The sequence below is a fragment of the Kribbella sp. NBC_00709 genome (genome assembly GCF_036226565.1).
GTDB lineage: Bacteria > Actinomycetota > Actinomycetes > Propionibacteriales > Kribbellaceae > Kribbella.
Genome location: NZ_CP108996.1, coordinates 2,963,742 through 2,980,232 on the forward strand (window position 1 = coordinate 2,963,742; position 16,491 = coordinate 2,980,232).

At 69.7% G+C, this 16,491-nt stretch carries 16 protein-coding genes; 8 read left to right on the forward strand and 8 right to left on the reverse strand.

The window, feature by feature from the left end; genetic code table 11:
- Positions 1-51 precede the first annotated feature (51 nt).
- Positions 52-1,902 (forward strand): glycoside hydrolase family 127 protein, encoded by a 1,851-nt coding sequence (locus OHA18_RS14610; RefSeq protein WP_329004610.1) that lies wholly within the window; start codon positions 52-54, stop codon positions 1,900-1,902.
- On the opposite strand, the gene OHA18_RS14615 is transcribed toward OHA18_RS14610, so the two are convergent.
- Positions 1,810-3,522, reverse strand: coding sequence for an amidohydrolase (locus tag OHA18_RS14615; RefSeq protein WP_329004611.1), 1,713 nt, complete (start codon positions 3,520-3,522; stop codon positions 1,810-1,812). The two genes, OHA18_RS14610 and OHA18_RS14615, sit on opposite strands and share 93 nt — an antisense overlap.
- 132 nt (positions 3,523-3,654) lie before the next feature.
- Between OHA18_RS14615 and OHA18_RS14620 the strand changes: the two genes are divergently transcribed.
- From OHA18_RS14620 to OHA18_RS14630, 3 genes are all read left to right on the forward strand, one after another.
- Positions 3,655-4,617: an Lrp/AsnC family transcriptional regulator gene (locus OHA18_RS14620; RefSeq protein WP_329004612.1), complete on the forward strand. Its 963-nt coding sequence runs from the start codon at positions 3,655-3,657 to the stop codon at positions 4,615-4,617.
- 23 nt (positions 4,618-4,640) lie between these two features.
- Positions 4,641-5,279: an SDR family oxidoreductase gene (locus OHA18_RS14625; protein ID WP_329004613.1), complete on the forward strand. Its 639-nt coding sequence runs from the start codon at positions 4,641-4,643 to the stop codon at positions 5,277-5,279.
- Positions 5,280-5,346: 67 nt separating this feature from the next.
- Entirely contained in the window at positions 5,347-5,958 is a 612-nt protein-coding gene (locus OHA18_RS14630) for an FMN-binding negative transcriptional regulator (RefSeq protein WP_329004614.1), read from the forward strand.
- Here the strand turns inward: OHA18_RS14630 and OHA18_RS14635 are convergent.
- From OHA18_RS14635 to OHA18_RS14645, 3 genes are read right to left on the reverse strand one after another with little or no spacing between them, the layout of a single operon-like run.
- The gene (locus OHA18_RS14635; RefSeq protein WP_329004615.1) at positions 5,955-6,587 is read right to left on the reverse strand and encodes a response regulator transcription factor; all 633 of its coding nucleotides are present in this window, start codon (positions 6,585-6,587) and stop codon (positions 5,955-5,957) included. The two genes, OHA18_RS14630 and OHA18_RS14635, sit on opposite strands and share 4 nt — an antisense overlap.
- The gene (locus OHA18_RS14640; RefSeq protein ID WP_329004616.1) at positions 6,584-7,801 is read right to left on the reverse strand and encodes a sensor histidine kinase; all 1,218 of its coding nucleotides are present in this window, start codon (positions 7,799-7,801) and stop codon (positions 6,584-6,586) included. The genes OHA18_RS14635 and OHA18_RS14640 overlap by 4 nt, the downstream gene beginning before the upstream one ends.
- Position 7,802: 1 nt before the next feature.
- Complete coding sequence (locus tag OHA18_RS14645) at positions 7,803-8,216, reverse strand: hypothetical protein (protein WP_329004617.1); 414 nt, start codon at positions 8,214-8,216, stop codon at positions 7,803-7,805.
- Positions 8,217-8,545: 329 nt separating this feature from the next.
- On the opposite strand from OHA18_RS14645, the gene OHA18_RS14650 reads away from it, so the two are divergent.
- Positions 8,546-9,196 (forward strand): VanZ family protein, encoded by a 651-nt coding sequence (locus tag OHA18_RS14650; RefSeq protein WP_329004618.1) that lies wholly within the window; start codon positions 8,546-8,548, stop codon positions 9,194-9,196.
- A 96-nt stretch (positions 9,197-9,292) separates the two neighbouring features.
- Here OHA18_RS14650 and OHA18_RS14655 read toward each other — a convergent pair whose 3' ends face one another.
- Entirely contained in the window at positions 9,293-9,898 is a 606-nt protein-coding gene (locus OHA18_RS14655) for a pentapeptide repeat-containing protein (RefSeq protein ID WP_329004619.1), read from the reverse strand.
- Positions 9,899-10,008: 110 nt separating this feature from the next.
- On the opposite strand from OHA18_RS14655, the gene OHA18_RS14660 reads away from it, so the two are divergent.
- On the forward strand, positions 10,009-10,899 hold the full coding sequence (locus tag OHA18_RS14660; RefSeq protein ID WP_329004620.1) for an NAD-dependent epimerase/dehydratase family protein: 891 nt from the start codon (positions 10,009-10,011) through the stop codon (positions 10,897-10,899).
- 4 nt (positions 10,900-10,903) lie between these two features.
- On the forward strand, positions 10,904-11,659 hold the full coding sequence (locus OHA18_RS14665; RefSeq protein ID WP_329004621.1) for a protein phosphatase 2C domain-containing protein: 756 nt from the start codon (positions 10,904-10,906) through the stop codon (positions 11,657-11,659).
- Here OHA18_RS14665 and OHA18_RS14670 read toward each other — a convergent pair.
- Genes OHA18_RS14670 through OHA18_RS14680 form a run of 3 tightly spaced genes read right to left on the reverse strand, consistent with a single transcriptional unit; the run spans position 11,647 to position 14,789 of the window.
- A complete protein-coding gene (locus OHA18_RS14670; RefSeq protein ID WP_329004622.1) occupies positions 11,647-12,600 on the reverse strand; it encodes a DUF4328 domain-containing protein in 954 nt (317 codons plus the stop codon). The two genes, OHA18_RS14665 and OHA18_RS14670, sit on opposite strands and share 13 nt — an antisense overlap.
- 39 nt (positions 12,601-12,639) lie before the next feature.
- Positions 12,640-14,172 (reverse strand): glycerol-3-phosphate dehydrogenase/oxidase, encoded by a 1,533-nt coding sequence (locus tag OHA18_RS14675; protein ID WP_329004623.1) that lies wholly within the window; start codon positions 14,170-14,172, stop codon positions 12,640-12,642.
- Positions 14,169-14,789, reverse strand: coding sequence for a TetR/AcrR family transcriptional regulator (locus OHA18_RS14680; RefSeq protein ID WP_329004624.1), 621 nt, complete (start codon positions 14,787-14,789; stop codon positions 14,169-14,171). The genes OHA18_RS14675 and OHA18_RS14680 overlap by 4 nt, the downstream gene beginning before the upstream one ends.
- Before the next feature lie 118 nt (positions 14,790-14,907).
- Here OHA18_RS14680 and OHA18_RS14685 point away from each other — a divergent pair, with 118 nt between their 5' ends.
- Positions 14,908-16,458 carry an FAD-binding oxidoreductase gene (locus tag OHA18_RS14685; RefSeq protein WP_329004625.1) on the forward strand — a complete coding sequence of 517 codons (1,551 nt, stop codon included), beginning with the start codon at positions 14,908-14,910 and terminating at the stop codon, positions 16,456-16,458.
- Positions 16,459-16,491 lie beyond the last annotated feature (33 nt).

Sequence of the window (16,491 nt, forward strand, 5' to 3'; positions counted from 1 at the left end):
TCCCCATTAGCATCTGGTGTCCGGCTTCTGCCGCGGTCTAGCGTCCGGGACATGCAGCCTTCCCCGGCAGTACCGACCGCAGCCGCGGCCGTCACGTGGCGACCGTTGTCCGCGGCCCGGGTGACGGGCGGATTCTGGTCCGGCCGGATGGTGGCCAACCGCGCCGCGATCCCGCTCGGCCGGGAGCGACTCGAGGCCGCCGGGAACCTCGGCAACCTGCGGATCGCCGCCGGCGAGGCCAGCGGCGATGTGCAAGGCGCCAGCTTCCGCGACTCCGATGTCTACAAATGGCTGGAGGCCGTGGCTTGGGACGGTTCGCAACCGGACCAGCTGGCCGAGCTGACCCGGACGATCGCTGCGGTGCAACGAGACGACGGCTACCTCAACTCGGCGATCCAGGTCCGCGGCGAGGAGCCGTACACCCACCTGTGGAACAGTCATGAGCTGTACTGCGCCGGCCACCTGTTCCAAGCCGCCGTAGCCGCAGCCCGGTCCACCGGCGACACCGCACTGCTCAAGGTCGCGACCCGCTTCGCCGACCACCTCGTCGACACCTTCGGGCCGTCAGGACGGTCCGAGCTCGAAGGCCATCCGGTCATCGAGTCCGCGCTGGTCGAGCTCTACCGCGAGACCGGCGTACCCGCCTATCTCGACCTCGCCAAGTACTTCGTCGACGCCCGCGGGCACGGCAGCGCGACCAAGCCAGGCTTCGACCCGTCCCAGTACGGCGATCCGGCGCATTACTCCGACCGCGTCCCCGTCCGCAACGCCGGTCCGCTCGAAGGCCACGCCGTACGCGCGGTGTACTTCGCCACTGGTGCGACAGATGTAGCGATCGAGACAGGTGACGTGGAGCTGCTGGACGCGGTACGGCGACAGTACGACGCGATGCGGCGACACAAGCAGCACGTGACCGGTGCGGTCGGTTCGCGGTGGGACGGTGAAGCGTTCGGTGACGACTACGAGCTGCCACCGGACCGCGCGTACGCCGAGACGTGCGCTGCGATCGGCGTACTGCAGTGGGCCTGGCGGTTGCTGCTGGCAACCGGTGAGTCGTCGTACGCCGACCAGATCGAACTGCTGCTGTACAACGCGATCCTCCCGGCGGTGTCGCTCGAGGACGCGGACTACTTCTACGTGAACACGCTGCACCGGCGGACTGGTGCGCGTGGTGACGTGCAGCGCGCACCGGCGTACGGGCGGCGGCCCTGGTTCAACTGCGCATGCTGTCCGCCCAATGTGATGCGCACGCTGGCCAGCCTCCCGTCGTACCTCGCCACTGGTACTGCGGACGGCCTGCAGATCCACCAGTACGCCGTGAGCGCGCTCCGAGCCCGATCGTTCGCTGTAGACGTCGACACCGACTACCCCTGGGACGGCCTGGTCAGGGTGACTGTCACAGAGGCACCGGCCGGTGAGGTCGAGCTGGCGCTGCGCATCCCCGAGTGGGCGTCCGATGCGACGGTCGATGACAAGCCGGTCGCAGCAGGCGACTACGCACCCGTACGACGCACCTTCCGGGCGGGCGACCAGGTAGTACTGCACCTGCCAATGCCGCCACGACTGCTCGTCTCCAACGACCGAGTCGACTCCACTCGCGGCTGTTTCACCGTTGCCCGCGGTCCACTGATCTACGCACTGGAGCAGCCCGACCAGCACCCCGGTGTCGTGCTGGAGGACCTCCGCCTCAACCCAGCAGCGGAGATCACAACAGCCCACACCGATCTACTCGGTGGAGTCACCATCCTGAAGGCCAAGGGAGCGGTGGTCCCGGAAGCACTCGAGCCCTACCGCTCCCACTCCACACCGTCAGCCGACCCGGTCGACCTGACCCTCATCCCCTACTACACATGGGCCAACCGAGGCCTCCACGCGATGCGCGTCTGGATCCCGGCCGGCTAGGACGGTCGTCACCACGGTGGCGTCCCGGATCTCGTCGACCGGGCAGGTCAGGATGTCCCGGTCCAAGACGACGAAGTCCGCAAGCTTCCCGGGCTCGATCGATCCGAGCCGGTCGCCCACACCCAGCACTGTCGCCGCATCGGCCGTCCATCCACGGATCGCCTCAGCCCGAGAGATCGCCTTCGCCGGCGTCAGCAGACTACGGCCACTGCGCCCATCGGTGCGGGTCAGCGCGGCCCACAGGTGGAACAGCGGCGGATGCGCGCCGTCACTGGCCAGTGCGGTCGGTACGCCGGCGTCGATCCACCACCGCACCGGCGTCACGTGCTCCCACTGATCGCCGGGCAGCCGTTCGACGTACGCCGCCACCCCGCGGCCGAAGTCCACGCCCGCGCAGACCTGAGCGACGATGCCCATCGCTGCCAGGCGGGCGATCTGGTCGCGGGTGACGTGATGGAAGTGCTGCACGATCCACGAGCGGGAGTTGAGCGGCGTCTCCCGATGCACGGTCTCCAGTGCGCTGACCGCGATCTCACACGCCGCGTCACCGGTCGCCAGCACGTTCAGCCGCAGGTCGCTCCGTACGGCGAGGCGGGCGAGCTCCGCCAGTTCTGCTGTGGACAGCACCGAGGAGCCGTTGCCGAGTTCGCCGTGCGGATCGGCGTACGGCTCGCTCATCAGCGCCCCGCCGAAATGCATCGGCGCGTCGACGGAGACAGTCACGCCGCGGATCCGCAGGTGATCGTCGCCCGTACCGTCGCCGCTCGCGTCGGCGACCGAGGTCAGCCAGTCCGCGACGTCGACCCGGCCGACGGGAACCTCGTACGTACCGACGACGCGGCAGGCGAGTCGGTCCGCCGCCTGGAGTTCGCGGAGGTCGGGGACGAACGGACTGTTGCCGTGACCCTCGTAGATCGTGGTGATGCCGCGGGCCAGGTTCCGCTGCAGGGCGGTCGCGATCGCGTCCTGCCGAGCCGCTGGGGTCGTTGCTGGCAGCAACGAGAAGAGCCGGCCGACCAGCGGATTGCGGGCGTTGTAGAAGACCAGCCCGTGGATCACACCGGTCGGTTCGCCGGATGTGTCGCGTTCGATCCGGATCCCCGGCTGATCGGGAGTGTCGCGGGTGATGCCGAGCAGTTCGAGTGCCTTGCTGTTCAGGATCGCCGGGTGCGGCCAGAACGGCGGGGTCGGGATGTGCACCGGGTTGTCGGGCGCAACCGCATCGAGGTCGGTGCGTGTCGGCCAGCGGGCCTCGGCCAGCCCTTCCGGAAGACCGAAGTAGTCCGGCGGTGCGCCGATCGACGACGGGACGATCCAGGCGCCAGGCTCGGCCGTCGCGGCGACGGCCCCGATCCGTTCGACGATCGCGGCGACCGAGGTCAGGCCGGCCAGGTTCGGCGCGGCCAAGGCGTCCAGCGCCAGGTGCACGGTGTGTGCGTGCGCGTCGATGAACCCGGGGAGCACGGTCCGCCCGCCGAGATCCACGACCGGGCCGTCCAGCTGGGCGACTTCGTCGTTGGTGCCGACGGCAACGAACCGCCCGTCGGAGACCGCGAAGGCTTCGGCGATCGAGAAGTCGCCGTCGACGGTGACGACGTTCGCGTTGAGATAGACAGTCATGGCAGCTCCACAACATGGTGGTGCCCGCGGAGCGTTCCGTGGCTGGTGGTTGTCGCTGGCTGGTTCACCCTTCGACGGTCGCAATCTTCTAGTGGTGCGTCAGAAGAGTCGCCGGATCTTGCGGATTCCGACATGATGAGGGTGATCATGGTGGATTTCGACTCGCTGGACGAGCAGCTCGTGCACGCCTTGCAGGTGGACGGGCGGGCGTCGTTCAGCCGGATCGCGGCCGTGCTGGGTGCCTCGGACCGGACCGTCGCGCGCCGCTACCACCGGTTGCGCGAGACCGGTGCGGTGCGCGTGGTCGCCGTACCGTCGAGCCCACGGCTCGGTTGGGTCGACTGGCTGATCCGGATCCAGTGCGCGCCTGACACCGCCGTAGCGGTGGCCGCGACGATGGCCCGCCGGGACGACACCTCCTGGGTCTGCCTGACCTCCGGCGGCCTCGAGGTCACCTGCATCACCCACACCAAGGGCCGAGGCGCTCCGCTCCTGCGCAAGCTCCAACGCGGTCCGCGAGTCACCGCGCAGTGCATCCTCCGTGCGGTCGCCGGCACGGCAGGCTGGGCAGGACGGACGGCGGCCCTCACGGACGAGCAGGTCGACGGTCTACGGTCGCCGTCCCTGGAGTACGACGTACCTCTCGAACTGACCGCGCAGGACCAGCGGCTGATGGCCGAGCTCGCCAAGGACGGGCGTACGGCGTACCCCGCGCTCGCCGCCGCGACCGGGATGCCGGAGTCGACCGTACGGCGTCGTCTGGGCGAGCTGCTCCGTGCCGGGGCGATGTACCTCGACGTCGAGACGGATCCGATGCTGTTCGGGTACTCGACCGAGGCGATCCTGTGGATGTCCGTCGTGCCGTCCGCGCTCACGACGGTCGCGGATGCGCTCACGCAGCATCCGGAGGTCGCGTACGCCGCGGCCGTGACCGGGGCGACCAACCTGTTCGGGTTCGTCGTGTGCGCGGATCCTGACGCTCTGTACGACTACCTCGCCGACCGGATCGGCACGCTCCCCGGCATCACTCACATCGAGACGGTCCCGCTGACCACCACCGTCAAACGAGCCGGAACCCTCCTGCCTCGCCGGTGAGGGCGCGACATATCCTCGACAGCATGGCTGGAGTTGTCGTAGTGGGGGTCGGGCCCGGGATCGGTCTCGCGGTGGCGCGGCGGTTCGTCCGGGAAGGCATGAGCGCTGGGTTGGTCGCGCGGTCAGAGGCGACGGTGAAGACCGCCGCGGCGGAACTCGACGGCGCCGACGTGCTGCCCGTGACCGCGGATGTGACCGACGAGGTCGCGCTGCGCGCCGCCCTCGATCAGATCATCGAGGCGTACGGCGTGCCGGACGTCGTCGTCTACAACGCGGCTCTGATCCAGGCCGACCGGGTGGGCGACCTCACCGCGGAGCAGCACCGTGATGCCTGGGCCGTGAATGTGGTCGGAGCGATCACCACCGCCGCGCACGTCCTACCTGCGATGGCCGAGCGGGGCAGTGGGTCGTTCCTGATCACCGGCGGGATGCCGCTGTCGAAGCCCGACTATGTGAGCCTCTCGCTGGGCAAGGCGGGTGTCCGCTCGCTCGTCACCCTCCTGGACCAGCAGTACGGCGCTGCCGGCGTCCACGCGGCGACCGTCACCGTCAGCGGCGGCGTTGGGCCCGGCACCGGCTGGGATCCCGACGACATCGCCAACCACTACTGGCGTCTCCACGCGCAGGCGCCGGCCGAGTGGATCCACGAGCTCGTCATCTGACTTGGCCTGGTGAAGGCCGGGTCGATTGGCCCTGTCGTTCGGACTGGACGCTCGGGAGACTGGTGCTGTGTACGTTCCCAAGCACTTTGCCCCCGATGACGACGCGGTGCAGGAGCTGCTGGCCAGTCACGGCGCCGCCGATCTGATCACGATGACGCCGGACGGTCTGGTGGCGACGATGCTGCCGTTCATCTACGACCGCCCGCGCAACGTGCTGCTCGGGCACCTTGCCCGCAACAACGATCACTGGCAGCGCGAGGTGATCGGCGACGCGCTGGTGATCATGCGCGGACCGGACGCGTACGTCTCCCCGACCTGGTACGCGTCCAAGCAGGAGCACGGCCGCGTCGTACCGACCTGGAACTACCTCACGGCGCATGTGTACGGCGAACTCACCGTCCACGACGACCCGGCGTGGGTCGAGAACGTCGTACGGCGATTGTCGGATCTGCACGAGCTGGGCCGGGCCGAACCGTGGTCGGTCGACGATGCGCCGGAGAAGTACGTGCAGGGACAGCTGCGGGCGATCGTCGGCGTCGAGCTGGCGATCCACCGGATCGAGGCGAAGTTCAAACTCAGCCAGAACCGGCCGGCCGCGGACGTCGACGGCGTGATCGACGGGCTCCGCGCGGACGGCGAAGAACTCAGTGCCGACGCGGTCGCCCAGCACCGGCCCTAGCCGGATGCTTTCAGCAGACCGCGCCTGAAGGCCTCCGCGACCGCCGACGCGCGGTCCGGTACGCCGAGCTTGGCGTAGATGTTGAGCAGATGCGTCTTGACCGTCGCCTCGCTGATGAACAGGTGGGCGGCGATCTCGCGGTTGGTGTTGCCCGCGGCCACCAACTGGACGACCTCGAGCTCACGCGGGCTGACGATGTCAGGAGTGGGCGGCGTGCGGACGTGGTTCATCAAGGTGTTCGCCACCGACGGCGCGAGCACGGACGTCCCGTCGGCAGCGGCGCGGACGGCCCGCAGGAGCTCGTCCCGTGGTGCGTCCTTGAGCAGGTAGCCGGTCGCGCCGGCCTCGATCGCGGGTACGACGTACCCGTCGGTGTCGTACGTCGTGAGCACGAGCACCCGCGCGGTCACCCCGCGCTCGGTGAGTTCGCTGATCGCGGTCAGCCCGTTCACGCCGGGCATCTGCAGGTCCATCAGGATCACATCCGGCCGCAGCGACTCGGCGAGCTGGATCGCCTCCGCGCCGTCGCCCGCCTGGCCGACCACCTCGAACCCCGGCTCGGCCGCGAACATCCCGCTCAACCCGTCCCGCACCACCGGGTGGTCGTCCGCGATCAGCAGCCGGATCATGCCGACGCTCCCGACAGCGGCACGGTCGCGGAGATCGCCGTACCGAAGCCTGGCTCCGACTCGATCTCGAGCGTCCCGCTCAGCGCCTCGACCCGCTGGCGCATCGCGACCAGCCCGAACCCACCGACCTCGGACGACGTACTCCTCGACGGGTCGAACCCGACGCCGTCGTCGCGGACGTCCAGCGCGACCTTCCTCTCCATGTACGACAGCGTCACACCCACCCGGGTCGCCTGCGCGTACTTCGCCACGTTCACGAGCGCCTCCTGTGTCGCGCGGAGCAGCGTCGACTCCGCCTCCGGTGTCGTCACCCGCGGCGTGCCGGTCGTAGTGAGCTGTACGTCGATGCCGTGCAGCGCCGACCATCGCCGTACGACGTCCGCGATCGCCTCGCTCAGCGTGGCCGACTGGAGCGGCTGTGGACGGAGCGCGTGCACCGACCGCCGCGCCTCGGTCAGGCTCTCGCGGGCCAGCCCGACCGCGGTCGACACGTGCCGCCGCCAGTCGTCGGCGTGCTCGGCGGCCTGGAGCTGGGTGACGATCCCGGTCAGCCCCTGCGCGAGCGTGTCATGGATCTCGCGGGCCATCCGCTGCCGCTCGTCGATGATGCCGGCCTCGCGGGCCTGGGTCAGGAGCTGGTCGTGGAGGACCGCGTTCTCGGCGAGGGTCGCCTCGAGCCGGCGGTTGGTCTCGGTCAGCGCGTCGACCGCGTCCTGCCGCTGCTGGCTGAGTACCTCGCCACGCCGCCCGAGCCACGATGCGAGGCACATCCCGGCCACGTTCACCCCGATCACGGCCGCGCAGCCGAGCAGGCCGAGGACGTTCGTCTTCGGGATGTCGTACGACTGCGCCCAGCCTGCGACGAGCGCGACGGCCCCGATACCGATCAGCTCGCCGGGCCACGGCAGCAGGACGAAGGTGTAGAAGTACCCGGCCGGGGTGAGGAACCCGAACCACGGATCGCGGACCACGAGCACCGCCAGCAGCAGGACGAACCCGGCGACGAAGATCGCCATCGGCCGGGTCTCGGTCCGCCGGGCCGGGCGGAGGGTGAACATCCCGAAGGTCCACAGCCCGATCAGCGCGCACAGCACCAGGCTGACGGTCAGCGACCCGGGCTGTTCACGCTTGATCAGGACCGTGACGGCGGCGATGCACGCGAGCAGCACGTACGGCACGACCGTCAACCGCAGCGGCCACGTCTCCTCACTCATGTCAGCCAGTGAACACCGAGCGGAGGTGCTTGCCGTTGACCAGCAGGGCGACGCCGAGCAGCAGCAGTCCGCAGACGGCCTGCTCGCCCTTCATCCACAGTGGGAAGAGGCCCGGCAGCGAGATGATCACGATGATTGCGACCAGCATCACCGCCGACACGATCCGCAGCCGGAGGTATCCGCGCCGGGAGCCGCGCGCCGCGCTCCGGGCGAACAGGAAGGTCAGTACGGCGCTGCCGACCACGATCGTGCCGCGGGTCCAGACCGCGTCGTTCACGATCGCCGTGTGGTTGCGCAGGGCAATGATGGCGATCAGGGTCAGCACGCTGAGCGTGAGGTAGCCGGCCACCAGCAGTTGCACGCTCCGCAACGCGGCCGCGCTCCGCGGGTGTTCGACGTTCACCGGGGTGGTCATCTTCGGTCTCCGTTTCGGGTCGGTCTCGATACCTCGACTCTCCCGTGACGGCCCCGGTCCGCACATCGCCCAGCCGGCCCCACCCGCCTCCACCGATCGGTTGATCGCGCACCCCCCCCGCAGGCAAACAATCGTTGCCTTGAGCACCTTCCTTCCGTGTCAGTTTGCGCACGTTGTGTCACAGACTGTCACGACCGGCTTGCGGCTGCGTGCAGATGTCCGGACAGGTCTGGCGGCGGTGGGAGCGGTCGGCAGATTGTCGAGTCAGGCAATGACATCGTCGAGGAGAGAGTTCGAGGCAGCCGTCGACCACGGGAGGGTCCGGACGCGTGCTCGAGACTTATCGCGGTATCCCGCGCTTGTTGGACACCTGGCTCGTGCTCACCGGCATGACCCTGCCGATCGCACTATCCGCACTGCGCCGTCCGGGCGACCTGATGCCCCGGCTGGCCGCCTTCTGCATGCCGGCCGCGTTCGCGCTGATCATCGCGGCGACGCTCAGCCCGACCCCGCACCGCCTCGGCCAGATCGGCGAGTGCGGCACCCACCTGACCACGACCGGTGGACTGACCTCGCTCCAGGGCCTGCTGAACATCCTGCTGTTCGTCCCGGCCGCGGGCATGCTCACGCTGGCCAGCGGCCGTCCGGGCGACGGCATCGCCGCCGGAGTCGGGATGTCCGCCGCGGTCGAGGCGGTGCAGGCGCTGGTCCCACAGCTCGGCCGCTCGTGCCAGCTGCACGACCTGATCGCGAACTCGATCGGCGCCGTCTGCGGAGTGAGCCTCGCCGCCGGCCTGCAGAGCCTGACCCGCAGCAGGTACCTGGTCGTCACCCCGCCGTACGTCGTCGAGCACGCGGCCCTGCTCGTCGTACGCCGATCGCGGTTGCCGGCCCGCCACCGGCGCGGGACCCTCGTCCCGGCGAACCGGCCGGGCGCCCCGGTCAGATATCACAGAACGAACACACAGTTATCCGGATAGTTATCCACAGGTTGTGGATAGAACGGGGGATGACCGCGTGATTACCTGGGGATATCCACAGTGACGTTGCTTCCCGGCCCCACCGCCCCCGGTCGGTCACGGCCGGACGTCCAGCCCCAGGGAGGCGGCGACGACCATCGCCTGGGTCATGTCGATCCGGGCGTCCCGCAGGGTGACGGTCAGTGGATCGAGCGTAGACAGATCGGATCCACGCAGGTCGGCCCCGGTCAGATCGGCCCGCTGGAGGCTGGCGCCGGACAGGTCGAGATCCCGCAGCGACGCCTTCGCGGCCCGGATCCCGGCCAAGTCCGCCTCGCGCAGCTTCACCCCGCTGAACTCGGTCCCCTTCAGGTCCGCCCCCGGCAGCGCGGTGAACGACCAGTCCCCGCCGTTCACCTTCAGCAGGTTGTAGGTGCAGTCGTCGAAGAAGCTGCCGACCAGCTTGCACCGGGTGAACGTCGTGTCGAACAGCGAGCACCGGACGAACGTGCAGTTCACGAACGCGGCGTCGGTGTGCGTCGAGGCGTTGAACCGGACCCCGCGGAACGTGCACTCCTCGAACACCCCGCCGCGGTTGTCCACCTCGGTCAGGTCGGAGTCGATGAACAGCACCCGCCGGTAGGTCTGCCCGGACGGGTCCGCGTCGTCCCAGTCCCGGATCGTCGACTCGGTCGGCACACCCCGGCGCCCTCGGTCAGCCATGGCTCTCCTCGCTTCGCTGGGTGCTCAGCCTGTCACGCCGTACCGACACTGTGATGCTGACGACGGAGAACGGAGGGCCGACCGACAAATACGAACCGCACGATGGAGGGGTGACCGGAACAGAGCGGGTGATGGTGTTCGGCGCGGGGGGCTTCCTCGGCGCCAGGATCTGCGCGCTGCTCGCCGACCGCGGCGTCGAGTACCGCGGTCTGAGCCGGAACCGGAGCGAGCCGTACCGGCGGTGCGACCTGACCGCGATGCATCCGTACGCGCTGGACACCCAGATCGGGATGTACAAGCCGACCGTGGTCATCAACGCCGTCGGCGCCACCCTGGGCGAGCCCGCCGAGCTGGTCCGGGCGAACGTGATCGCCGTCGAGGCTCTGCTCGCCTCGCTGCGGGACCACGCCGGCCACGCCCGGTTCGTCCAGCTCGGCTCCGCGGCGGAGTACGGCGGGGCGCCGCACGGCACCAGCCTCGACGAGCAGACCGTTCCCCGGCCGCTCGGTCCGTACGGGCTCACCAAGCTGGCCGGCTCGGAGCTCGTCCTGCGGGCCCAGCGCGGCGGCGCGGACGCCGTCGTACTCCGGATCTTCGACGTGATCGGACCGGGAGCGCCGGAAAGCACGCTGACCGGCCGGGTGATCGAGGACCTCCGGTCGCGGCACCTGATCGAGGTCGGGTCGCTCGACGTCTGGCGCGACTTCGTGGACGTCCGGGACGTCGCCGAGGCCGTTCTCACGGTCGCGCTCGCCGATGCGACGCTGCCACCGGTGCTGAACGTCGGGACCGGGCGGGCGACGCTGGCCCGCGACGTGGCCGGACAGCTGTTCGAGCTGAGCGGTCAACCGGCGACGATCGTCGACGACGTCGACCAGGAGACCGCCCTCGGCGCACCGTGGCAACAGGCCGACACCACGCTCATCGGGGAGCACCTCGGCTGGTCACCGAAGATCGCCCTCGACCAGTCCCTCGCCGACAGTTGGGCTCAAGGACAATAGGTGGGTGGAGATCCGCTCGATCAGTGAGGCCGCGCCGGACCGGCGACCGCCCGCGGTCAACGAGGACCTGGTCCTGACCGGACCCGACTTCGCGCTCGTCCTCGACGGCGCCAGCGCTCCACGGGTGTATGTGGATTCCGGCTGCCGGCACACGGTCGCCTGGCTGGTCATGCAGCTGGCAACGCAGCTCGCGACCCCACTCCTGACCCACTCGGGCGCCCCGCTCACCGACCTCCTCGCCGACGCGATCACCGCGGTCCGCTCGTCCCACGCCGGCACCTGCGACGTCACCAATCCCGACAGCCCGTCGTCCACAGTCGCGATGGTCCGACTCCATACCGACCACGTCGAGCATCTGGTCCTGGCCGACTCACCGGTCGTCATGCGAGCACCTGACGGTCACGTCACCGTTCACAGCGACGACCGCATCGACCTTCTCCCCGACCGGACCCTTGAGACGGTACGGCGGCTGCGTAACCAGCCCGGCGGCTTCTGGGTGGCGAGCACCGAGCCCGAAGCGGCGTACGAGGCGGTCACCGGCACCACGGACCGCTCCGCTGTCGAGGCGATCGCACTCCTCACCGACGGCGCGTCGCGCTACACCGAGCGCTACGGGCATCCCTGGGACGAGCTGCTCGAAGTACTCACCACCGAAGGTCCTCGGCGGTTGATCGAGCGGGTGCGGCGGCACGACGCCGAGTCCACGCTGAGCGGCAAGCAGTACGACGACGCGAGCGTCGTACTGCTTCAGGGGCCGTAGGTCGGGAAGTTCGGGCCGGGGTGGTGATACCGCGGTGCGTACTGCGGCGGCTCGAGCGACCGCGGCCTGTCCTGGATCGGGGGCGGTGTGACGCGGGTGTGCTGCCAGTCGGTGATCTGGAGCATCAGGAGGGATGCGGTGACCGCGGCTACGATGAGCAGGACGGTCGCGACCGTGAAGCCGATGTCGACGCCCAGCGCGACCCGGACCATGAAGTCCTGCATGTCGTAGATGTCGACGTACGGACTGCTCGCGTCGCTGCTCTCCGACACCTGGATCAGGCGAATGAACCAGACGATGAACCCGATCATCGCGACGGCGCCACCGCCGACGAGGATCACCCAGAACGCGGTCCACGTCGCCCACCAGCTGTACAGCAGCGTGCGCACCCGGCCGGACCGCGGCGCTCCGGGTGGTTCGCTGGCCCTGGTGATGTCCTGGACGATCTGGAACGGGTACCAGAACTGCACGATCGGGCAGAACCAGGACCCGACCACCCAGCCGGTGGCCCGCCGGTGCGGGCCGCGCAGTGGGTCCGCCGGGAACGCCGGCCTCGGTGCGAACGGCGAGTGCAGGAAGTCGCTGTTCTCGCGGGCCTGCCACAGCCAGATCAGGAACGCGATCCCGGTCCCCATCAGCAGGTAGCTGACCAGGTTCAGCAGCGGGCCGGTGCCGGAGATCGATTCGATGCCGCGGTCGATCTCCTCCTCCGAGAGCAGCCCGTAGACGAGGCGCTTGACCTCGTCGTACGACCGCCAGAGCAGCACGGACTGGATCACGGCCGCGAGCGCGGTCAGCCCCAGCAGCACGATGCTGACGATCGCGACCTTCCGCAACGAGCGATACCGCGGCGGGATCGGCGGCGGCTGGTACGGCAACTGCTGGAACGGGACCGGGTACGGCCACGGTCCCTTGTACGGCCCTGGATTCGGCTGTGTCACCCCTTCACCTCCCCGCAGCCAAGTTAGCTCACGGCCGACTCACACCGCGGCGAAAGTCTCCCGGACCGCGGGCAAGGCCAGCTCCCGCTCGGCAGCGGACAACCCGATCCGGGTCCGCCGGTCCAGTACGTCGTCCTCGGTCAGCGCACCCTCATGCCGGACGGCGAACTGCAGCTCGGCGTACGTCGTCCGCAAGCCCGGCGCGATCGGCTGCTGCAACTCCGGTGCACCGGCGATCACCTGCGGCGCCTCCATGCCGTACCGCTGCACGAACCGCGCCGGCGCCCGGACCGCGGCCAGCCGCACCCGGTCGGCGGCCCCCACGAGCGGGATCCGATGCGTCTCGCAGTGCCGTCGTACGTCGAGCGAGGACTGCTCGAGCGCCTTGTCGAGAACGTCCTGCGCCATCCGGCGATAGGTCGTCAGCTTGCCGCCGACGATCGTCACCACGCCGTCCGGGCTGGTGATCACCGCGTGCCGCCGGGAGATGTCCGCGGTCTTGTCCTCACCGTTGTGGTGGCCTGTGTCGAGCAGCGGCCGCAGTCCGGCGTACGTGCCGAGCAGGTCCGGGCGGGTCACCGGCTGCTGTACTGCGCTGCTGATCGTGTTCAGGAGGAAGTCGATCTCGGCGTCGGTCGCGTGCGGTACGTCGTTCACCGGGCCGGGGGCGTCCTCGTCGGTGAGGCCGACGTACACCCGGTCGTCCGGCGCCGGGATCGCCATCACCACCCGGCGGAGCTCGCCCGGCACCGGGACGGTGAGCACCGCCGACAGGCCGCCGAAGACCGACTGCGGCAGCACCAGGTGGGTCCCGCGGCTCGGTCGCAGTTTGATGCCGGAGGCAACCTGATCCGCCCAGATCCCGGTCGCGTTGATCACCGTCCGGGCGTCGACCATCAGCCGGTCGCCGGTCAGCTGGTCGACCAGGACCGCGCCACGCCCGGTGACTTCGGTGGCGGCGACCCTGGTCAGGATGCGAGCGCCGTACTGCGCTGCGGTCCGGGCGATCGCGACAACCAGCCGGGCGTCGTCGTACAACTGGCCGTCCCAGGTCAGGAATCCGCCGCGCATGCCCTCGGGTCTGAGCGTCGGCGCGTAGCGGAGGATCTCGGCCGAGCTGACCCGGCGCGAGTGCGGCAGGTAGTCGTCGCTGGTCCGCGCGAACGTGCGCAGGACGTCGCCGCCGAGGAACGCCGACCGCAGCAGTGCGGCCTGCGCGAACCTTGCCTGCGGCAACCACGGCGCGATCTGCGGGACCGGGTGGACGAGGTGTGGTGCGGTCGTCTTCATCAGGATGCCGCGCTCGACGGCGCTCTCGTACGCGATCCCGACATGGCCCGAGGCGAGGTACCGCAGGCCGCCGTGCACCAGTTTGGAGCTCCAGCGGCTGGTCCCGAAGGCCAGGTCGTGCTTCTCCACCAGGGCAACCGTGAGTCCGCGGGCGGCCGCGTCGAGCGCCACGCCGGCGCCGGTGACCCCGCCGCCGATGACGAGCACGTCGACGCTCTTCAGCGAAGCGAGCTCGCGGGCCCGGCGGGCCGCATTCAGACTCGCGTTGCCCACGGTGATCATGGCACCAAGTACCTGGTCAGCATCACGCGCAGCTCCTCGTCGAGCTTGGTGTACTCGTCCTTCTCCGCCATCACCGGCCCGGACACCGCCGACGCCAGCGAGACCAGGATGATCTGCCGGGCCAGCCAGACCGGGTCGCCGTCGCGGATCGAGCCGTCGGCCTGACCCTGGCGGATGCCCTCCTCGACCAGCGCGAGGTGCGCGACCGTGCTGCTGCCGCGACGCTCCAGCAGGTACGGCGTGAGGAACTCGGGGTCGAGCTCGATGATCTTGCGCATCAACGGATGGACCCGGGTCTTCGCGACCACCTCGACCACACCCTCGACCAGCCGGGCCCGGCCGTCGGCGGCGTCCGGTTGGAACGCGGACACCAGCGCGATCGTCCACTCCCGCGTCATCAGCGCCGCGACCACGGCCTGCACGTTGGGCCAGCGGCGGTAGAGGGTCGCGCGGGAGACCTCCGCGTGCCGGGCGATGTCGGCCATCGTCATCCGGCGCATCCCGATCGCCAGCAGCAGCTCGTAGGCCGCATCCAGGATCCGCTCCTCGCCGATCGCATTCGCGGGCGTGGGCCGGGCGCTGGTCTCCTGCTCTGATTCGCTGCTACGCTGAGACATCACATGTCAGAGTGTATCAGCGACTCGGGCATCCCGGAACTGTCCAGGGAAGGTGGGAGCCAGGGGGTTCCACCTCCCCTGGACGCTACCCCGCAGCAGCACCGAAAGGCAGCCACCGATGACCGAATCCGACCTCCCGGTGGCGCAACTCACGCCCGGACGCTGGGGCGACCCGGCCCACCGCGTAGAACTCCCCGCCGCCGCGGTCGAGGCCCTCAAGCACCTCGGCGTCCAGCGCCCGACTGCCCCGACCCGCGCGCCGGGTGCTGCGGGTGCGTTGGGTGCGACGCCGCTGTCCTTCCTGACCGCGGTTGTGGGCGACGAGCACGTTGTGACGGATCTGGGCAGTCGCTGGGCGCACACCAGGGGCTACTCGACGACGGACCTGCTGCGTTTCCGCGCGGGCGACACCTCGGACATGCCTGAAGCCGTCGTCTACCCGGCGTCGCACGAACAGGTGGTCGAGTTGCTCGCGGGCTGCGCCGAGCACGACCTGGCCGTCGTCCCGTACTCCGGTGGGACCTCGGTCGTCGGCGGCCTCGCACCCTCCCGCCGCTTCGTCACGGTCGACCTCCGACGCCTCGACCAACTCGTCGCCGTCGACGAGATCTCCCGAACGGCCACGTTGCAGGCCGGCGTCCGCGGCCCGGCCGCCGAGGCTCTGCTCGCCGAGCGCGGCTACACCCTCGGCCACTTCCCCCAGTCCTACGAGGGCGCGTCGATCGGCGGGTACGCGGCCGCGCGCTCCAGCGGACAGTCCTCCGCCGGCTACGGCCGCTTCGATCAGATGGTCGTCGGCCTCACCCTGGCCACTCCTCGGGGCACGATCGAGCTCGGCCGGGCGCCGATGTCCGCGGCCGGTCCCGATCTACGTCAGTTGGTGCTCGGCTCGGAGGGTGCGTTCGGCATCATCACGTCGGTCGTCGTACGGATCCGCCCGCGTCCGACCGAGCGCCATTTCGAAGGCTGGCGGTTCGAGAGCTTCGACGCCGGCCTGACCGCCGTACGGCGTCTCGCGCAGGACGGCCCGCTGCCGACGGTGCTGCGGTTGTCGGACGAGGTCGAGACCGCGGTGAACCTGGCCGATCCGGATGTGCTCGGCGGCGGATCGGGCGGCGTCCTCGCGATCATCGGCTTCGACGGCCCGTACAACCAGGCAACCGCGGAGGTGCTGACGGCGGCCGGTGGTCAGAACCTCGGCGAGGGCCCTGGCGAGACCTGGCGCACCGGCCGCTACCGCGCGCCGTACCTCCGCGATCCACTCCTCGACGAAGGCGCCCTCGTCGAAACCCTCGAGACCGCGGCCTTCTGGTCCCGCATCCCGGCGCTGAAAGCGGCAGTCACCGAAGCACTTGTCAGCGCGTTGAGCGCGACTCCGCCGTTGGTCCTCTGCCACATCTCCCACGTGTACGAAACCGGTGCCTCGCTCTACTTCACCGTGATCTGCGCACAGAACGACGACCCGGTCGAGCAGTGGCGGACCGCGAAGCACGCCGCCAGTCAGGCGATCGCCGATGCCGGCGGCACGATCTCCCACCATCACGGAGTCGGCACCGATCACCGCACGGCGTACCACGCGGAGATCGGCGCGCTGGCGGTCGAAGCCCTGCAGGCCGTCAAGCACACCTTCGACCCGGACGGCGTCCTCAACCCGGGCATCCTGATCTGACACCCTTGACTTCAAGTTTCCTTGAGGTATGAC

Coding starts and splice junctions, on each gene's coding strand:
- OHA18_RS14640 (WP_329004616.1), bottom strand. CDS start 7,801: ATGAGTGAGGAGACGTGGCCGCTGCGGTTGACGGTCGTGCCGTACGTG.
- OHA18_RS14645 (WP_329004617.1), bottom strand. CDS start 8,216: ATGACCACCCCGGTGAACGTCGAACACCCGCGGAGCGCGGCCGCGTTG.
- OHA18_RS14655 (WP_329004619.1), bottom strand. CDS start 9,898: ATGGCTGACCGAGGGCGCCGGGGTGTGCCGACCGAGTCGACGATCCGG.
- OHA18_RS14620 (WP_329004612.1), top strand. CDS start 3,655: ATGATGAGGGTGATCATGGTGGATTTCGACTCGCTGGACGAGCAGCTC.
- OHA18_RS14615 (WP_329004611.1), bottom strand. CDS start 3,522: ATGACTGTCTATCTCAACGCGAACGTCGTCACCGTCGACGGCGACTTC.
- OHA18_RS14635 (WP_329004615.1), bottom strand. CDS start 6,587: ATGATCCGGCTGCTGATCGCGGACGACCACCCGGTGGTGCGGGACGGG.
- OHA18_RS14625 (WP_329004613.1), top strand. CDS start 4,641: ATGGCTGGAGTTGTCGTAGTGGGGGTCGGGCCCGGGATCGGTCTCGCG.
- OHA18_RS14675 (WP_329004623.1), bottom strand. CDS start 14,172: ATGATCACCGTGGGCAACGCGAGTCTGAATGCGGCCCGCCGGGCCCGC.
- OHA18_RS14610 (WP_329004610.1), top strand. CDS start 52: ATGCAGCCTTCCCCGGCAGTACCGACCGCAGCCGCGGCCGTCACGTGG.
- OHA18_RS14685 (WP_329004625.1), top strand. CDS start 14,908: ATGACCGAATCCGACCTCCCGGTGGCGCAACTCACGCCCGGACGCTGG.
- OHA18_RS14680 (WP_329004624.1), bottom strand. CDS start 14,789: ATGTCTCAGCGTAGCAGCGAATCAGAGCAGGAGACCAGCGCCCGGCCC.